Here is a 16,545-nt window from a genome sequence, read left to right as displayed (position 1 = left end):
CCTTGTGGCTGACGTGCGGGTGAGAGAGGAGAAATGCATGCTCAGGGTCGGCATGGGTCACTCTCTGTGATAAGGGTGATTGGTGGTGATGCTCCAGGCGCGATAGAGGCTCTCGGCCACCAGTACCCGCACCAAGGGATGGGGCAGGGTCAGGGGCGAGAGAGACCAGCTCTGCTCCGCGGCAGCCTTGCACTCGGGGGAGAGCCCCTCCGGGCCACCCACCAGCAGCGCCACATCCCGGCCATCCAGCTTCCAGGCTTCCAGTTGCACGGCGAGCTGCTCCGTGGTCCAGGGCTTGCCCGGAATGTCCAGGGTCACGATACGGGAGCGGCCGGCGGCGGCCAGCATGGCTTCCCCTTCCTTTTGCAGGATGCGGGGAATGTCGGCATTCTTGCCGCGCTTGCCTGCGCCGATCTCGACCAGCTCGAACGGCATGTCTTTGGGGAAGCGGCGACGGTACTCTTCGAAGCCATGCTCTACCCAGGCAGGCATCTTGGTGCCCACGGCAATCAACTGGATCTTCATCTTTGGTTACGCTGTCGCCCTTTATTGCGAATTGACCTGGGCGGCGCCGCTCCAGAGTTTTTCCAGCTGGTAGAAGTCGCGGTACTCATCCTGCATCACGTGGACGATGACCGACCCCATGTCCACCAGCACCCACTCACCGGTGAGTTCCCCTTCCACGCTCAGCAGGTCGAGCCCCGCATGACGGGCCTCGCTGGCGAGGTTGTGGGCGATGGCACTGACGTGACGATTGGAGTTGCCGGAGCAGATGATCATGGTGTCCGTGATGCTGGATTTGCCGCGCACATCGAGGGTGATGATGTCGCGGCCTTTCATGTCATCGATCTTGTCGACGATAAAGGCGAGCAATTCTTGGCCTTGCAATGTCTTCTCCTATCTTCCGGCGCCAGAGGGCGGCGGATTATATCATGGTCACTCCCGTTTCCCAGCCTGGCAAAGGGAGCATCGCCCGGGGAGGCGTCCCGTGGGGGAGGGGCCCCTTGACGATCACTATAGTGTGCAACCCGGCCTGGCAATAGTCAGGGCCGGGCCCGGTGCGCCCGGACGTGTCGGCTGATCCGCCTGCGTGGCGCCGTTTACTGCGTTGCCGATGAGCGGTAGAGCCCGTGGCGCCGGATATAGTCGGCGACCGGGTTGGGCAGCAGGTATTTGGGATCCTGGCCTGCCGCGAGCAGGGCACGCAGGCGTGTGGCCGACAGCTCGACGGGCAGGTTGTCACAAAGCCAGACATGACCGTGGCGCTGGCGATGGAGATCCTGAATGTCCCGGGTCTGGTGGCGGGCCAGCAGCTCGGCAACCTGGACGGAATAATCCGGTTGCCAGCCTGGGCGGCAGCTCACCACCAGATGGGCGTAATCGAGCAGCTCCTGCCAGCGGTGCCAGCCCGGCAGGCCGAGCAGGGAATCCATCCCCATCAAAAAGCAGAGCGGGGTGTCCGGCAGCTCGCTCCTCAACTCGACAAGGGTGTCGATAGTCCAGGAGGGGGTGTCGCGCCTGAGCTCCCGCTCATCCACCACGAATCCCGGGTTGTCCGCCGCAGCGAGCCGGACCATGGCGAGCCGCTGCTCGCTGGAGCAGAGCGGATTGGCCCGGTGGGGCGGGATATGGTTCGGGAGCAGGCGCACCTCGGCCAGACCCAGGGCGTCCCGTGCCTCGATGGCGGGCCTCAGGTGGCCGATGTGAATGGGATCGAAGGTGCCGCCGAGGATCCCGATGGGCGGTGTCAGCATGATTCCGTCTCCAGCAGGGGGAGCGGGGTACCGTCACGAAAGCCGAGGGCGATGGTTTGCAGCATCAGCCAGGCCTGTTCGGTGTCGAAATGGCGCTGGGCATGGTCCAGCTGGGCCATCAGTTGCCAGAGTTGCCGGATCTTGGGGAAGGGAAGCCGGGTCAGCGCCTGCTGGATGAGCTGCTGGCGGCTCTGCCAGATGCGCAGGCGGCTGAAATGCTCCACCAGGGGCTGTCCGGCGCGGGCGGCCAGCGCCAGCTCGGTGAGCTGCTCCAGCTCGCGGCACAGGGTCCAGGCCAGCATGCCGGGTTCGGTGCCCTCGGCGCGCAGGGCCAGCAGGATGCGCTGGGCCCGGTTCACCTTTCCTTCCAGCAGGGTATCGACGAGCTGGAAGGGAGTGAAGTGGGCGTGGCGGATGATGGTCTCCTGCAGATAGGCGACGCTGATGGGCTGGGGCGGCGAGAGCAGGGTCAGCTTCTCGATCTCCTGGCTCGCGGCCAGCAGGTTGCCCTCGTAGGCGTGGCACATGAAGTTGACCGCATCCGGCAGTGCCTTGAGGCCGAAGCGCTGAAAGCGGGCGCTCATCCAGCGCGGGAAGAAGCGGGGCTCGGGGTGGTTGACCGGTACATAGGTGCCGCTCTGGCTCAGCTTGTCGAACCAGGCCGCCTTCATCTGGGTCTGGTTGAGGCGGGGGCCCGAGAGCACCAGCAGCAGGTCGGGGTGGAGCTGCTTGCCAATGTCGCTGATGCGGGCGGCGAGATCCTTGTCGATCTTGGCGGGCAGCTCCAGCTCGATGATCTGGCGGGCCGAGAACAGGCTCATGGCCTGGCAGGCATCGTAGACCTGGTTCCAGTCCAGCCCCTGTTCCACCACGAAGCTGTGGCGTTCATCGAAGCCCTGTTTGCGTGCCACCTGGCGCACGGCGTCGACGGCTTCCAGCTTGAGCAGGGGCTCGTCCCCAAAAATGAGATAGCAGGGCTTGAGCCCTGCCTTGAGATGATCCGCAAACTGCTCGGGATAGACTCTCATCAACACCCTCTCATCAAGATACGCGCATCAGAACTTGACCTGACTGAGCTGGCGAATAACCAGGTTGGCGGCCTGCTCCTGCATCTCCTTGCCGAGCTGTTCCTGCTCGCGGGAGGAGGCGAGTGCCGCATCCGGCTTGTTCAGGAAGCTGCGGTTGAAGGTGATGGGGAAGACCTGGGTCGGTTTGCCCGGCATGACCACGGTGAACTGGGTGCTGTAACTGAGCAGGTATTCGCGGTCCTGGCCGATGGAGTCGACGGAGGCGACCTGGCTGCGGCTACGTACCCCGGCCAGGGTCAGCACCGGGATGCCCTCCTTGTCGGCGAGCTGCACGCCAGCGGCCTTGAGGCGGGTGGTGACCAGTCGGTAGAAGTCGCTCTTGTTGTCACCGACCACTTTCATGGTCATCAGTTCGGGGGGAATGGCGGTGCCCCGCATCTGAAAACCGCAGGCCTGCAGCAACAGTCCTGCCAGCACGATGGCCATCCAGCGCGTGAAGATGGTGCCCATAAAAAATCCTCTTTGCATGAAGGGAAGAGCGGCGGGCGCAGGGCCCGCCGTCATCATCCGTGTGTCGTCAGCCCCTGGCCCAGACCGTCGGCCGCCGCCAGGGGAGGCGTCATCAGTTGGCCACGATGTTGAGCAGTTTGCCCGGCACGTACACGACTTTGCGCACGGTCAGACCGTCGGTGAACTTCTGTACGGACGCATCGGCCATGGCCAGCTTCTCGACGTCGGCCTGGCTTATCTCGGCCGGCACGGTCAGCTTGCCGCGCATCTTGCCGTTGATCTGCACCACCACCAGCTTCTCGGTCTCGACCATGGCCGCTTCGTCGGCCACCGGCCAGGCCGCGACATCGATGTCCCCTTCCTTGCCCAGCATCTTCCACAGCTCGAAGCCGATGTGCGGGGTGATGGGGTAGAGCATGACCACGACCGCTTCCAGCGCTTCCTGCATCAGGGCGCGATCCTGAGCGTCGCTGCCCAGTTTTGCCAGGTTGTTCATCAGCTCCATGATGGCAGCGATGGCGGTGTTGAAGGTCTGACGGCGACCCACGTCGTCGCTCACCTTGGCGATGGTCTTGTGCAGCTCGCGGCGCACGGCTTTCTGGTCGCTGGTGAGGGCGGCGACGTCCAGTGCGGCAACGGCGCCACCGGATACGTGCTCGAAGGTGATGCGCCACAGGCGGCGCAGGAAGCGCTGGGCACCTTCCACGCCGGAGTCGGACCACTCCAGGGTCATCTCGGCCGGAGAGGCGAACATCATGAACAGACGGACGGTATCGGCGCCGTAACGCTCCACCATCAGCTGCGGGTCGATGCCGTTGTTCTTGGACTTGGACATCTTGGTCATGCCGGAGTGCATCACTTCACGACCCTCAAGGTCGACAGCCTTGGTGATGCGGCCCTTGTCGTCACGTTCCACCTTGACGTCGAGGGGGCTGACCCAGACGTTGCCGCCCTTCTCATCCTTGTAGTAGAAGGCGTCGGCCAGCACCATGCCCTGGCAGAGCAGGCGCTTGAACGGCTCGTCGCTGTTCACGAGGCCCGCATCACGCAGCAGCTTGTGGAAGAAGCGGGCGTAGAGCAGGTGCATACAGGCGTGCTCGATGCCGCCGATGTATTGATCCACCGGCAGCCAGTGGTTGGCAGCCGCCGGATCCAGCATGCCCTTGTCGTAGTCCGGGGAGCAGTAGCGGGCGTAGTACCAGGAGGACTCCATGAAGGTGTCGAAGGTATCGGTCTCGCGGAACGCTTCCTGGCCGTTGTAGGTGGTCTTGGCCCACTCTGCGTCGGCCTTGATCGGGCTCTGGATGCCATCCATCACCACGTCTTCCGGCAGCAGTACCGGAAGCTGATCTTCCGGGGTCGGCACCACGGTACCGTCCGCCAGGGTCAGCATGGGGATGGGAGCGCCCCAGTAGCGCTGACGGGAGACACCCCAGTCGCGCAGACGGTAGTTGACGGTGCGCTTGCCCTTGCCGAGCCCTTCCAGCTTGTTGGCGATGGCATCGAAGGCACCCTGGAAGTCGAGGCCGTCGAACTCGCCGGAGTTGAACAGCACGCCCTTCTCGGTATAAGCCGCTTCGCTCACGTCGACGTCACCATCAACCGGCTTGATGACAGGCTTGATCTCGAGGCCGTACTTGGTGGCGAATTCGTGGTCACGCAGGTCGTGACCCGGTACCGCCATCACGGCGCCGGTGCCGTAGTTCATCAGCACGAAGTTGGCGACCCAGACGGGCACCTTGCGGCCATCCAGCGGGTGAATGGCGTAGAGGCCGGTTGCCATGCCCTTCTTCTCCATGGTGGCCAGTTCAGCTTCGGCTACCTTGGTGTTCTTGCACTCTTCGATGAAGGCGGCCAGCTCCGGATTGTTCTGGGCTGCTTGCAGCGCCAGCGGGTGACCGGCGGCGATGCCCACATAGGTCACACCCATGAAGGTGTCCGGACGGGTGGTGTAGACCTCGAGGTGCTCGGCCTGACCGTCGATATTGAAGCTGATGTTGACCCCTTCGGAGCGGCCAATCCAGTTGCGCTGCATGGTCTTGACCATCTCCGGCCAGCCTTCCAGATTGTCGATGTCGTTCAACAGCTCTTCGGCGTAGTCGGTGATCTTGATGAACCACTGAGGGATCTCTTTTTGTTCCACCGGGGTGTCACAGCGCCAGCAGCAGTTGTCCACTACCTGCTCGTTGGCCAGCACCGTCATGTCGTTCGGGCACCAGTTGACGGAGGAAGTCTTCTTGTAGACCAGGCCCTTTTCGTAGAGCTTGGTGAAGAACCACTGCTCCCAGCGGTAGTAGTCCGGCTTGCAGGTGGCCAGCTCCCGATCCCAGTCATAGCCCAGACCCAGCATCTTCAGCTGGTTCTTCATGTATTCGATGTTTTCGTAGGTCCAGGGGGCCGGCGCCGTGTTGTTCTTGATGGCGGCGTTTTCTGCCGGCAGGCCGAAGGCATCCCAACCGATGGGTTGCAGCACGTTCTTGCCATTGAGCCGTTGATAACGGGAGATCACATCACCTATGGTGTAGTTGCGAACGTGCCCCATGTGTAGACGACCAGACGGATAGGGGAACATGGAGAGGCAGTAGAACTTTTCCTTGTCTACTTTCTCCACCGCCTTGAAGGTTTTCTTGGCATCCCAGTGCTTCTGCACTGCTGGTTCTATGGATTGGGGAACGTATTGCTCTTGCATTGGTGACATCCGGATCTGTGAAATGAATAGATAAAACGGCTGGGAAATCCCGATAGAATACCCATATCCTGCGGCGGCAACAACCGCCAGCATCCGCCCGGTCTCGGGCCAGGTCAGGTACCCGCGAGGATTTGCAGCGCCGCAAGAGCCGCGAGAGTCGCAACGAAGTGAGAATGGCAACCGCCGCCCGTATCCGCCGAGCCCGAGGTCAGGGTCTGGCTCGATCGGGATTCAGCAGAGGAGTGATGGCCATGGACAAACGTCGACAAGGGTATGAAGCCTTTATCGCCCAGCTCAAGAAGCAGTGGGAAGAGACGGAAGCGTTTCAGGGAGAGCGCCTCAACCGGATGATCGCCAAGGTGCAGGCCTATCTGGAGGCGGCCGGGGATCTGACCCAGGACGAGCTGGCGCTGATCGCCGAGTATGTGAAGCGGGATCTGGGCAACTATGACGAAGGGCGCAAGGATGAGCAGGTGGAGGAGTCCGCCTTCATGCTGGCGCTCAAGGACACCGCCTGGTCCTGGCTGGCGGACGTGACCGACCGAACCCAGGTGGAGTGGCAGGAGTTGGCGGACGAGCTGGAACACAAGGGGGTCTACCGGGCGGGGGACTGGGTGGGACTCGGGGTGCTGGTGTGCGACCACTGCGAGTGGCGCCATACCGTGCTGCACCCGGAGCAGCTTGACACCTGCCCGGAGTGTGGGGCCGATGAATATCATCGCGAGCCGCTGTCTCCTTGAGCCGCCAGACTGTGCCAAGCCATAAGCCAAACCATAAAAAGAGGCGCCCAAGGGCGCCTCTTTTGTTTATCGGCGTTGTGTGGTCTTAGCCCTTGCGCGCCCAGGGGTGGGCACGGGGACGCAGCCACAGGGCCAGCCCCAGCAGGGCGGCGGCCAGGCCATACATGGGCCAGCTGCCAAAACGCAGATAGGGGGTCACGCCGTGAGCGGGACGCACCTCGGTGCGCAGCACGCCGGCCTCGAACTGTGGGATCTGGGCGATGATGCTGCCGTCTATCTCGGTGACGATGGTGATGCCGGTGTTGGTGTCGCGCAGCAGCGGGCGGGCCAGCTCGAGGGCGCGCATGCGGGCGATCTCCATGTGCTGCCAGGGGCCGATGCTGGTGCCGAACCAGGCGTCGTTGGAGACGGTCAGCAGAAAGTCGGTATCCGGCTGCACATTGCGGCGCACCTCGTCCGGGAAGATGATCTCGTAACAGATGGCGGCGGCAAACTTGAGCCCCTTGGCGATCAGGTTCGGCTGCACCTCGTCACCCCGGCTGAAGGAGGACATGGGGAGGTTGAAGAAGGGGGCGATGGGACGCAGCAGATCTTCAAAGGGTACGAACTCGCCGATGGGCAGCAGGTGGTACTTGTAGTAGCGGTTCTTGTGCTCGTAGTAGTAGGACTCCTTGCCCTCAGCATCCTGCACCCCCATGCCGAGCACGGTATTGAAGAAGCGCTGCTGTTTCAGATCGTAATGGATGATCCCCGCCAGCAGGCCGGTGTCGTTCACCTTCATCGCCTTGTCCAGGCTCTCCAGATAGGAACCCATCTCCTTCTCGATGGCCGGGATGGCGGACTCCGGCCAGACGATGATGTCGGCATCCTGGTTCTCGCGGCTGAGATCCTGATACTTGCGTACCGTCGGCACCAGGGCCTCCGGATCCCACTTGAGGGACTGCTCGATGTTGCCCTGCACCAGCGCGACCTTGACCGGCTCACCCCGGGTCACCCAGTTGAGCTGCATCAGCCCCTGGGCGGCGCCCACCAGGGCGACGGGGAGCAGCAGCCAGGCCGGCTTGCGGTGCTGCCATACCAGCCAGAGGGCGGAGGCGGTGAGCAGCAGGGCGAGGGTGATGCCCTGCACCCCGAGAAGGGGAGCGAAGCCCTTGAGGGGGCCGTCTATCTGGGTGTAGCCGAACCAGAGCCAGGGGTAGCCTGTCATCACCCAGCCCCGCAGCCAGTCGGCCATCAGCCAGAGCGCCGGGAAGGCGAGCAGCCAGCGGCTCCAGTGGCGGCCGACAAAGAAGCGGGCGAAGAGCCAGCAAGCCAGGGTCGGGTAGAGGGAGAGATAGGCGCAGAGCCCGGCCAGCAGCACGAAGGCGGCCGGCAGCGGAATGCCGCCAAACTCCGTCATGCTGACGTGGATCCACCACTGCCCGGGCAGGAACAGACCCATGGCGTAGCCGAAGCCGCGCCAGGCTGCCTGTTTGGGGGTGGCCTTGTCCAGCAGGGCGTAAAGGCCGAGCAGGGAGGGGATCACCAGGGGCCAGTAGCCGAAAGGGGAGAAGGCCAGCACGGCGATGGCGCCGCTGGCAATGGCAAACAGGCTGGTCAGGAGTTTCGATTTCACGGGGGATCGGGGCTCGAATTGGACTGAATGAAAACACAATGGCCGACATCTTAACCGCAAACCGGGTCAACGGCGAGCCTCGCGGTCGGCGTGGGCCCAGGGGCGGTCGCGCGGCGGGAGAGAGGCAAAAAAAGCGCCCCTGACGAGAGGGGCGCGGGATGTGCGTGGGGCTGGGCGGGATCAGGACTCCGGCTGCGCCGCCGCATGATGCTCGGGGATCTTCACCTGCAACTGTTGCAGGCGACGGCGATCGGCGTGCATCACCTTGAACAGGTAGCCGTCGAGTTCGATCTCTTCCCCCTTCTTGGGCAGGTGGCTGAAGGCGTGCATCACCAGACCGCCGACGGTGTCCACCTCTTCATCGCTGAACTGGGTGCCGAAGAAGTCGTTGAAGTCCTCGATCTCGGTCAGCGCGCTCACCGAGAAGACCCGCTTGCTGATGCGGCGGATCTCTTCCGGCTCGTCCTCGATGTCGTCGAACTCGTCGTCAATCTCGCCGACGATGAGCTCCAGAATGTCCTCGATGGTCACGAGGCCGGAGACACCGCCAAATTCGTCCACCACGATGGCCATGTGGTAGCGCTCTTCCCGGAACTCCTTGAGCAGGCGATCGACCCGCTTGCTCTCCGGCACGATCACCGTGGGACGCAGGATCTTCTCCAGCTGGAGCGGCTCGCTGGCATGCTGGCCGCCAAAACCGAACGGCAACAGATCCTTGGCGAGCAAGATGCCCTCCACGTGATCCTTGTCTTCGTTGATCACCGGGAAGCGGGAGTGGCCGGATTCGATGATGACCGGCAGGAACTCGTCCACCGGCTGGGACTTCTCGATGGTCACCATCTGGGAGCGGGGGATCATGATGTCACGCACGCGCAGCTCGGCAATTTCGAGCACGCCCTCGATCATGTCCTTGGTGTCCTGATCGATGAGGTCCCGCTCTTCGGCATCGGCGATGACCTCTACCAGATCGTTGCGGTCTTTTGGCTCGCCCTGGAAGAGTTGGCTGAGTTTGTCGAGCCAGGTTTTCTTCGGCGAGCCGGTACTAGGGTGATCGTCGGTCATTTTCTCTCTTGGTTACTCGTATGAACACACTTGAAATCGTTGTGGCTATATGAGGATGGGCATCGGCTGTTTCAAGACGATGACCATCCGGTTCGTTACTCTTCGTCGTTCAGATAAGGATCGGCGAAGCCCAGTTCCTGCATGATGTCGCGCTCGAGCTGCTCCATCTCTTCGGCTTCCTCGTCCTCGATATGGTCATAACCTAGCAGATGCAGACTGCCATGCACAACCATGTGAGCCCAGTGGGCCATCAGGGGCTTGCCCTGTTCGACGGCTTCGGCCTCGACCACCTGGCGGCAGATCACCAGATCCCCGAGCAGGGGCAATTCGAGACCCGGCGGCGCCTCGAAGGGGAAGGAGAGCACGTTGGTGGGCTTGTCCTTGCCGCGATAGGTGTGGTTGAGCTCGCGGCTCTCCGCCTCGTCCACCAGGCGCACCGTCACCTCGGCCTCGGGCTGGAAGCCCAGAATGGTGCCGTCGAGCCAGCCTTGCAGCTGGGTCTCGGTCGGCAGGCCGTCCGGGCTGGCGCAGGCCAGTTGCAGATCCAGGGTCACGCTCATTGGGCACTCTCTTTGCTGGTGTTCTCGTTGCGGGGAGTGGCTGCGCTCTTCTCGGCCGCCTGCTGGGCATCGAATGCCTCGTAGGCCTGCACGATGCGGGCCACCACGGGATGGCGCACCACGTCCTTGGACTCGAAGAAGTTGAAGGAGAGGCCATCGACCCCCTGCAACACCTCCAGGGCGTGGCGCAGACCGGATTTGGTGCTGCGAGGCAAGTCCACCTGGGTGATGTCGCCGGTCACCACCGCCTTGGAGTTGAAGCCGATGCGGGTCAGGAACATCTTCATCTGTTCCGTGGTGGTGTTCTGGGCCTCGTCCAGGATGATAAAGGCGTCATTCAAGGTTCTGCCTCGCATGTAGGCAAGCGGCGCCACCTCGATGACGTTGCGCTCCATCAGCTTCTCCACCCGCTCGAAGCCCAGCATCTCGAACAGGGCGTCGTAGAGGGGGCGCAGGTAGGGGTCCACCTTCTGGGAAAGATCGCCGGGCAGAAAGCCGAGCTTCTCACCGGCTTCCACCGCCGGGCGGGTCAGCAGGATGCGGCGGATCTCCTGGCGCTCCAGGGCATCCACGGCGGCGGCCACGGCGAGATAGGTCTTGCCGGTCCCGGCGGGCCCGATGCCGAAGCTGATGTCGTGGCGCACGATATTGGCGATGTACTGGGCCTGGTTCGGGCTGCGGGGCTTGATGAGACCGCGCTTGGTCTTGACCGTGACCTCCTTGCCATACGGCAGGGAAGGGGCGGGTTCGTCGTCCTGCTCCAGCACGCGGGACTCCTGCACCGCCAGGTGCACCATCTCGGGGGTGATGTCGCTCACCTTGCTCCCCTTGAGGGGTTGGGTTTCCACATAGAGGTGTTTGAGGATGACGGCAGCCGCCTCCACCTGGGCCTGCTTGCCGATCACTTGGAAGTGGTTGTCCCGGTAGCTTATCTCGATGCCGAGACGGCGCTCCAGCTGCTTGAGGTTGTCGTCAAAGGGTCCGCACAGGCTGGCGAGGCGCTGGTTGTCGGCGGGTTCAAGGTGCAGATTCAGGGTGGAGATGTGTCGGCTCAAGGTGTCCTCTTATCGGTTGTTCCCCCGCCAGGGTGCGGGGGAGAGAGTCATCAATGGGGTCTGAAGGCCGCAACGCCCAGATCATCGGGCACGTTGTCAGGACGACGGGCGAGGATCTCGCTCGGGGCCGTGGCGATGCGCAGGTTCATTTCGTCCTCGCCGCGGATGAAGCGGCCGCGCAGGGAGTAGGGGCGTACGTCGGTGATCTCCACGTCGGCGAAGCCGCCGATGAGGCGGTGCGGCCCCTCGAAGTTGACCACCCGGTTGTTCTCGGTGCGGCCACTGAGCTGCATGGGATCCATCTTGGAGGGCCCCTCCACCAGGATGCGCTGCACCGAGCCCAGCATGGCGCGGCCGATGAGCATGGACTGGTGATTGATGCGGTTTTGCAGTCGAGTCAGGCGGGCCTTCTTCACTTCCATGTCGACGTCATCGGGCAGGTCTGCGGCCGGGGTGCCGGGGCGCGGGCTGTAGATGAAGCTGAAGCTCATGTCGAAGTTGATCTCCTCGATGAGTTTCATGGTGGCCTCGAAGTCTTCGTCCGTCTCGTTCGGGAAGCCGACGATGAAGTCGGAGCTCATGGTGATGTCGGGACGCACGGCGCGCAGGCGGCGGATCTTGGACTTGTACTCCAGCACGGTGTGCGGGCGCTTCATCATGGTCAGGATGCGATCCGAGCCGCTCTGGATGGGCAAGTGCAGGAAGCTGACCACCTCGGGGGTATCACGATAGACCTCGATGATGTCGTCGGTGAACTCGACCGGGTGGCTGGTGGTGTAGCGAATGCGGTCGATGCCGTCGATGGCAGCCACCAGGCGCAGCAGTTCGGCGAAGGTGCAGACCTCCCCGTCGAAGGTCGGCCCCCGGTAGGCGTTGACGTTCTGGCCGAGCAGGTTCACTTCGCGCACCCCTTGCTGGGCGAGCTGGGCGATTTCATAGAGCACGTCATCCAGCGGCCGGCTCACCTCCTCGCCACGGGTGTAGGGTACCACGCAGAAGGAGCAGTACTTGGAGCAGCCTTCCATGATGGAAACGAAGGCGGTCGCCCCCTCGGCACGGGGTTCGGGCAGGTTGTCGAACTTCTCGATCTCGGGGAAGGCGATGTCCACCTGGGCACCGCGCCCCTCCTGCACCTGCTTGATCATGGTCGGCAGGCGGTGCAGGGTCTGGGGTCCGAAGACGATGTCCACATAGGGCGCCCGGCTGCGCAGGTTCTCCCCTTCCTGGGAGGCGACGCAGCCGCCCACCCCGATCACCAGCCCCGGTTTTTTCGCCTTGAGCTTCTTCCAGCGACCGAGCTGGTGGAACACCTTCTCCTGGGCCTTCTCGCGGATGGAACAGGTGTTGAGCAGCAGCACATCTGCCTCTTCCGGCTCCTCGGTAAGCGTGTAGCCATTGCTGGCATCCAGCAGGTCCGCCATCTTGGACGAGTCGTACTCGTTCATCTGGCAGCCCCAGGTCTTGATATGAAGTTTCTTGCTCATTGCTTCTCGTGACTGGTTTTGAAATCGGCAGGGTCAAAGGACCGGCCATTTTACTCCGCAATCCCGGTGCTGACCAGTCTGGGGCCGCCCGCCGCCATCAGGGCCGGCTTGTCGTCGGCAATTGCGCATCCCCCTCACTGTTTCTGCCGCCTCCTTGCGTTATCATGCCCCATTCGGTTCGGCCCTTGCCCCTCATCGCGGGGACTCCTTGCAGGAATCAAGTTATGGAACAGTGTGATATCGCCATCGTCGGCGCCGGCATGGTGGGCGCCGCCACCGCCTGCCTGCTGGCGGCAGAGGGGCTCTCGGTACGGGTCATCGAGACCTGGTTGCCCGAGCCCTATGCCCCGGAGCAGCCGCTGGATCTGCGGGTTTCCGCCATCAGTCAGGCCTCGGTGGCGCTGCTGACCCGGGCCGGTGCCTGGCAATATCTGCAGCAGATGCGGCTGTGCCCCTATCGCCGGCTGGAGACCTGGGAGCTGGACGGCTTCGCTACCCGCTTCGACGCGGTGGATCTCGGGCTGCCCCAGCTCGGCTACATCATCGAAAACCGGCTGATCCAGCTCGCGCTCCTGAAAAGGATGGAGGATTTCCCGACCATCCAGACCCATACCCCGGCGGCGGTGACGAGTCTGCGCCAGGGTGCGGATGACGCGGTGCTGACCCTGGATGACGGCACCGAGCTGCAGGCGCGCTGGGTGCTGGCCTGCGATGGTGCCGAATCCCACACCCGGCGATTGGCCGGCATCGGGGTGTCGCGTTTCGAGTACCGCCAGCACTGCATGCTGATCAACATCGACACCGATTTTGCCCAGGAAGACATCACCTGGCAGCAGTTCACCCCGAGCGGCCCGCGCGCCTTCCTGCCGCTGCCGGGCCGCCATGGCTCCCTGGTCTGGTATGACAGCCCGGCCCGCATCCGGGCGCTGGCCGCCATGAGCAACGAGGCCCTGGCCGTCGAGGTGCGCCGCCACTTCCCGAGCCGCCTTGGCGGTTTCACCGTGACGGACAAGGGGAGCTTCCCCCTGGTGCGCCGCCACGCCAACGACTATCACGCCGGGCGAGTGGTGCTGCTCGGGGATGCGGCCCACACCATCAATCCGCTGGCGGGGCAGGGGGTGAACCTCGGTTTCAAGGACGTGGCCTGCTGGGCCGGGTTACTCGGCAAGGCGGGGGCGCAGTGGCACGAGCTGGCGCTGGCCGGGCGTTACGAGGGGCGACGTCGCCCTGACAACCTGCTGATGCAGTCGGGGATGGATCTCTTCTACGGGGTCTTCAGCAACGAGATAGGCCCCCTCAGGCTTGCCCGCAACCTGGCGCTGAATCTGGCGGACAAGGCGGGCCCCCTCAAGGAGATGGCGCTACGCTATGCGCTTGGGCTGGTATGAGGCAGTGCGTGGCACTGCCAGGTGCCAATCGGGTGGCATATCAATCCGTGTGATGGCGCCAGCCGGTTTTTTATATGGCCGCGAGGAGTGATCCAGGCGGCGCAGGGGCAAAACGGCCTCAGGCAAGGGGGGAGCACACCATGAACAAGGCATTGCTGGTGATCGATTTCATCAACGACATCGCCCACCCGGACGGGCGCATCGCCGCCTCGGCGGCCCAGGTGATCGAGCAGGACGCCATTGCGCACGCCAACCAGGCGCTCGCTCATGCCCGCGCTCACGGCTGGCTGGTGGTGCTCATCAAGGTGGGGTTTGACGAGGGCTATCTGCTGCAACCCAAGGGCTCCCCCATGTTTGGCCGTGCCCGGCAGTTCGGGGCCCTCTCCCTGGCGGACAGCGGCACCGACTTTCACCCGGATCTCGATGTGCAACCCGGGGATCTGGTGCTGACCAAACCCAGGGTCAGCCCCTTCTACGGCACGGCGCTGGAGCCTGCGCTACGGGCCAATCGCATCGAGCATCTCTATGTGTGCGGCGTGAGCACCAGCTGGGCCATTCAGGGGGCGGTGCGGGATGGCCACGATCGGGACTACGCCATCACCATCCTGGAGGATGCCTGCGCGGCGGCGGATGCCGCAGAACACCAGGCTTCCCTGCGCATGCTCGGTCGCATTGCCGAGATCATCAAGGTCGCGGAGCTGGCGGAGCGGGACTGAGCCCGGCCATCCTCTCCTGCAGGCATCTCATGCATCTCATGCATCTCATGCGGGCTCGGGGTGCGTTTCTCTCACCATGGCGAGGAAGCGATCCCGAATGGGATCGGCAAATTCCGGGTTCCACACCAGGCTGATTTCCCATTCCGACCAGGGGCCGGAGAGGGGGTAGAGGGTGACCTCCTTGCCCGCGATGAACCCCACGCTGCGCGGCAGGATGGCGTTGCCGATACCGGCGGCCACCAGGGCCACCAGGGTCTGGATGTCTTCCGCCTCCTGAATGAGACCGGTCAGCCGGTTGGCGCCGAGAAAGCGGGCGATCTGCTGGCTGAGACCCGGGCAGCGATGGCCCACCATCTGCAGCAAGGGATCGCGGATCAGCGCCCGCTCCAGGTCGAAGTCCGGCCCTGCCACCCGGGTGGGGACGGCCAGCACCAGTCTGTCCGTCAGCAACCTGTGTTCCCTCAGCTGCGGCGCATCAGGCCGTCGCATGAAGCCCAGTTGCAGCCGACCCGCCAGCAAGTGCTCCTGCTGGATGGCGGAGGTGGTGTCCCGCAGGTGAACCAGCACGTCGGGGGCCTGCTGTTTGAAACGGGCCACCAGGGAAGGGGCCAGTGCGAAGCTGGAGAGCCCGAACCCGATGTTGAGGCGTCCGGCGGCACCGCTTGCCAACGCCAGGGCATGCCGCTCGAATCCCTTGCCGTGATCCACCAGAGCCCTGGCCTGGGGCAGCAACTGTAGGCCGATGGCGGTCAGCTCGGCCCCGTGGCGGCCCCGGTTGAACAGGGTGCTGCCGAGGGCCTGCTCCAGCCCCTGGATCTGCTTGGTCAGGGCCGGTTGTGTCACAAAAAGCCGGCTGGCCGCCTCCCGGTAGTTGGCACTCTCGGCCAGCATGACGAAGGCCTGCAATTGTCTCAGGTCGAATCTCATTCCATTTGGTTATCCAATGTGGCGATTTATTGATTATAAATTATCTAATCTCCTTGTTCTAATGGTCTCGAAACGGGCCTGCTTGCCCGCTGTACAGCCACAAGGAGTCATGTCATGTCGAGCGAACGCTATCTGTTCTTGATCAAGGGGAGCCTGGTGATGGCTCAGCCGCTGGCCGCACCGGAGACCGGGGAGCTGCTGACCAGCCTGTTGCAGCAGGGGTTCGTCGTCGCCCCCTTGCCGGTGTGGGCCAGCAATGCGGAGCAGGCGCTCGCCTGTTACGAGGTCGCTGCCCAGCGGCAGGTCTTCGCCGATGCGCTGGCGGGGAGAGCCCTGTGAGCGCGGTGCGCGTGAGGGCCGCAGCCCTGCTGCTGGACATGGACGGGACCTTGGTCCACTCCACCGGCGACGTGGAAGTCGTGTGGCGGCGCTGGTGTCAGCACCATGGGCTGGATCCCGCTCCCGTGCTCGCCATGTGTCACGGCGTGCGCTCACGGGAGGTGATAGGGGCCCTGGCTCCCCAGCTGGACATGGCGGTGGAGGTGGCCCTGCTCGACGATCTGGAGATGGAATACGCTGCGGCGCCGATGCCCCTGGACGGTGCCCGGCGACTGCTCGAACAGCTGCCGCCGACGCGCTGGGCGCTGGTGACCTCCGCAAGCCGGAGGGTGGCAGAGCACCGGCTGCTGCACGCCGGATTGCCGCTGCCCCGTCTCCTGGTGTGCGCCGGGGATGTGGTACGGGGCAAGCCGGATCCCGAGCCTTATTTGCTGGCTGCCAGCCGGTTGGGACTGGCTCCGGCCGATTGCCTGGTGTTCGAGGATGCGCCAGCGGGCATCGCCAGCGCCCTGCAGGCGGGTTGCCAGGTGGTGCAGATGGGGGGAACAAGGCGGTATGACGACAGGCTCAAGGGCTGGCTGCGGGACTGGCGCGGGATCGAGATCGAGGTGGCATCGGACGGGCTCCATCTTCATCTGCCCGCCCCGCAGCCGGCAGAGGCCGGATGATGACGACAAG

At 63.8% G+C, this 16,545-nt stretch carries 17 protein-coding genes; 5 read left to right on the top strand and 12 right to left on the bottom strand.

Annotated elements, in window-relative coordinates:
- Positions 1-57: 57 nt before the first annotated feature.
- From rlmH to leuS, 6 genes are all read right to left on the bottom strand, one after another.
- A complete protein-coding gene (gene rlmH / locus HKD46_RS02885; RefSeq protein ID WP_005298242.1) occupies positions 58-525 on the bottom strand; it encodes a 23S rRNA (pseudouridine(1915)-N(3))-methyltransferase RlmH in 468 nt (155 codons plus the stop codon).
- A gap of 21 nt (positions 526-546) precedes the next feature.
- Entirely contained in the window at positions 547-888 is a 342-nt protein-coding gene (rsfS, locus tag HKD46_RS02880; protein ID WP_010673762.1) for a ribosome silencing factor, read from the bottom strand.
- A gap of 212 nt (positions 889-1,100) precedes the next feature.
- Entirely contained in the window at positions 1,101-1,754 is a 654-nt protein-coding gene (gene nadD / locus HKD46_RS02875) for a nicotinate-nucleotide adenylyltransferase (RefSeq protein WP_010673763.1), read from the bottom strand.
- Entirely contained in the window at positions 1,748-2,782 is a 1,035-nt protein-coding gene (holA, locus tag HKD46_RS02870) for a DNA polymerase III subunit delta (protein WP_010673764.1), read from the bottom strand. Before holA ends, nadD begins: the two co-directional genes overlap by 7 nt.
- A gap of 27 nt (positions 2,783-2,809) precedes the next feature.
- A complete protein-coding gene (gene lptE / locus HKD46_RS02865) occupies positions 2,810-3,292 on the bottom strand; it encodes an LPS assembly lipoprotein LptE (RefSeq protein ID WP_010673765.1) in 483 nt (160 codons plus the stop codon).
- 112 nt (positions 3,293-3,404) lie between these two features.
- The gene (gene leuS, locus HKD46_RS02860) at positions 3,405-5,981 is read right to left on the bottom strand and encodes a leucine--tRNA ligase (protein ID WP_052816023.1); all 2,577 of its coding nucleotides are present in this window, start codon (positions 5,979-5,981) and stop codon (positions 3,405-3,407) included.
- A 251-nt stretch (positions 5,982-6,232) separates the two neighbouring features.
- Here leuS and HKD46_RS02855 point away from each other — a divergent pair, with 251 nt between their 5' ends.
- Complete coding sequence (locus HKD46_RS02855; RefSeq protein ID WP_103243597.1) at positions 6,233-6,721, top strand: zinc ribbon-containing protein; 489 nt, start codon at positions 6,233-6,235, stop codon at positions 6,719-6,721.
- A gap of 85 nt (positions 6,722-6,806) precedes the next feature.
- Here the strand turns inward: HKD46_RS02855 and lnt are convergent, their stop codons facing one another.
- The 5 genes from lnt to miaB all read right to left on the bottom strand — a co-directional run bounded on the left by lnt (position 6,807) and on the right by miaB (position 12,497).
- Positions 6,807-8,336: an apolipoprotein N-acyltransferase gene (gene lnt, locus HKD46_RS02850; RefSeq protein WP_161470057.1), complete on the bottom strand. Its 1,530-nt coding sequence runs from the start codon at positions 8,334-8,336 to the stop codon at positions 6,807-6,809.
- Positions 8,337-8,516: 180 nt separating this feature from the next.
- Complete coding sequence (corC, locus tag HKD46_RS02845; protein WP_010673769.1) at positions 8,517-9,398, bottom strand: CNNM family magnesium/cobalt transport protein CorC; 882 nt, start codon at positions 9,396-9,398, stop codon at positions 8,517-8,519.
- Positions 9,399-9,493: 95 nt separating this feature from the next.
- Complete coding sequence (gene ybeY, locus HKD46_RS02840) at positions 9,494-9,958, bottom strand: rRNA maturation RNase YbeY (protein WP_041212532.1); 465 nt, start codon at positions 9,956-9,958, stop codon at positions 9,494-9,496.
- A complete protein-coding gene (locus tag HKD46_RS02835; protein WP_010673771.1) occupies positions 9,955-11,013 on the bottom strand; it encodes a PhoH family protein in 1,059 nt (352 codons plus the stop codon). Before HKD46_RS02835 ends, ybeY begins: the two co-directional genes overlap by 4 nt.
- Positions 11,014-11,063: 50 nt before the next feature.
- Positions 11,064-12,497 (bottom strand): tRNA (N6-isopentenyl adenosine(37)-C2)-methylthiotransferase MiaB, encoded by a 1,434-nt coding sequence (miaB, locus tag HKD46_RS02830; RefSeq protein ID WP_010673772.1) that lies wholly within the window; start codon positions 12,495-12,497, stop codon positions 11,064-11,066.
- Between the two features lie 224 nt (positions 12,498-12,721).
- Between miaB and HKD46_RS02825 the strand changes: the two genes are divergently transcribed.
- Both HKD46_RS02825 and HKD46_RS02820 read left to right on the top strand, forming a co-directional pair.
- Positions 12,722-13,885 (top strand): FAD-dependent monooxygenase, encoded by a 1,164-nt coding sequence (locus HKD46_RS02825; protein WP_171864894.1) that lies wholly within the window; start codon positions 12,722-12,724, stop codon positions 13,883-13,885.
- A gap of 140 nt (positions 13,886-14,025) precedes the next feature.
- Positions 14,026-14,601 (top strand): cysteine hydrolase family protein, encoded by a 576-nt coding sequence (locus tag HKD46_RS02820; protein WP_039041100.1) that lies wholly within the window; start codon positions 14,026-14,028, stop codon positions 14,599-14,601.
- A 45-nt stretch (positions 14,602-14,646) separates the two neighbouring features.
- On the opposite strand, the gene HKD46_RS02815 is transcribed toward HKD46_RS02820, so the two are convergent.
- Positions 14,647-15,528: a LysR family transcriptional regulator gene (locus HKD46_RS02815; protein ID WP_042879667.1), complete on the bottom strand. Its 882-nt coding sequence runs from the start codon at positions 15,526-15,528 to the stop codon at positions 14,647-14,649.
- Between the two features lie 114 nt (positions 15,529-15,642).
- On the opposite strand from HKD46_RS02815, the gene HKD46_RS02810 reads away from it, so the two are divergent.
- Positions 15,643-15,867 (top strand): hypothetical protein, encoded by a 225-nt coding sequence (locus HKD46_RS02810; protein WP_171864893.1) that lies wholly within the window; start codon positions 15,643-15,645, stop codon positions 15,865-15,867.
- Positions 15,864-16,535 carry an HAD-IA family hydrolase gene (locus HKD46_RS02805; protein ID WP_171864892.1) on the top strand — a complete coding sequence of 224 codons (672 nt, stop codon included), beginning with the start codon at positions 15,864-15,866 and terminating at the stop codon, positions 16,533-16,535. Before HKD46_RS02810 ends, HKD46_RS02805 begins: the two co-directional genes overlap by 4 nt.
- Positions 16,536-16,545: the final 10 nt, after the last annotated feature.

This window comes from Aeromonas sp. TW 6, from assembly GCF_013168745.1.
GTDB lineage: Bacteria > Pseudomonadota > Gammaproteobacteria > Enterobacterales > Aeromonadaceae > Aeromonas > Aeromonas caviae.
The sequence above is the reverse complement of the archived record's forward strand: the minus strand, read 5'-3'. Positions and strand labels throughout refer to the sequence as shown.

Excerpts from the sequence above, each read along its gene's own strand:
- rlmH (WP_005298242.1), bottom strand. The coding sequence starts at position 525 with ATGAAGATCCAGTTGATTGCCGTGGGCACCAAGATGCCTGCCTGGGTA.
- nadD (WP_010673763.1), bottom strand. The coding sequence starts at position 1,754 with ATGCTGACACCGCCCATCGGGATCCTCGGCGGCACCTTCGATCCCATT.
- holA (WP_010673764.1), bottom strand. The coding sequence starts at position 2,782 with ATGAGAGTCTATCCCGAGCAGTTTGCGGATCATCTCAAGGCAGGGCTC.
- lptE (WP_010673765.1), bottom strand. The coding sequence starts at position 3,292 with ATGGGCACCATCTTCACGCGCTGGATGGCCATCGTGCTGGCAGGACTG.
- leuS (WP_052816023.1), bottom strand. The coding sequence starts at position 5,981 with ATGCAAGAGCAATACGTTCCCCAATCCATAGAACCAGCAGTGCAGAAG.
- HKD46_RS02855 (WP_103243597.1), top strand. The coding sequence starts at position 6,233 with ATGGACAAACGTCGACAAGGGTATGAAGCCTTTATCGCCCAGCTCAAG.
- corC (WP_010673769.1), bottom strand. The coding sequence starts at position 9,398 with ATGACCGACGATCACCCTAGTACCGGCTCGCCGAAGAAAACCTGGCTC.
- ybeY (WP_041212532.1), bottom strand. The coding sequence starts at position 9,958 with ATGAGCGTGACCCTGGATCTGCAACTGGCCTGCGCCAGCCCGGACGGC.
- miaB (WP_010673772.1), bottom strand. The coding sequence starts at position 12,497 with ATGAGCAAGAAACTTCATATCAAGACCTGGGGCTGCCAGATGAACGAG.
- HKD46_RS02825 (WP_171864894.1), top strand. The coding sequence starts at position 12,722 with ATGGAACAGTGTGATATCGCCATCGTCGGCGCCGGCATGGTGGGCGCC.
- HKD46_RS02820 (WP_039041100.1), top strand. The coding sequence starts at position 14,026 with ATGAACAAGGCATTGCTGGTGATCGATTTCATCAACGACATCGCCCAC.
- HKD46_RS02815 (WP_042879667.1), bottom strand. The coding sequence starts at position 15,528 with ATGAGATTCGACCTGAGACAATTGCAGGCCTTCGTCATGCTGGCCGAG.
- HKD46_RS02810 (WP_171864893.1), top strand. The coding sequence starts at position 15,643 with ATGTCGAGCGAACGCTATCTGTTCTTGATCAAGGGGAGCCTGGTGATG.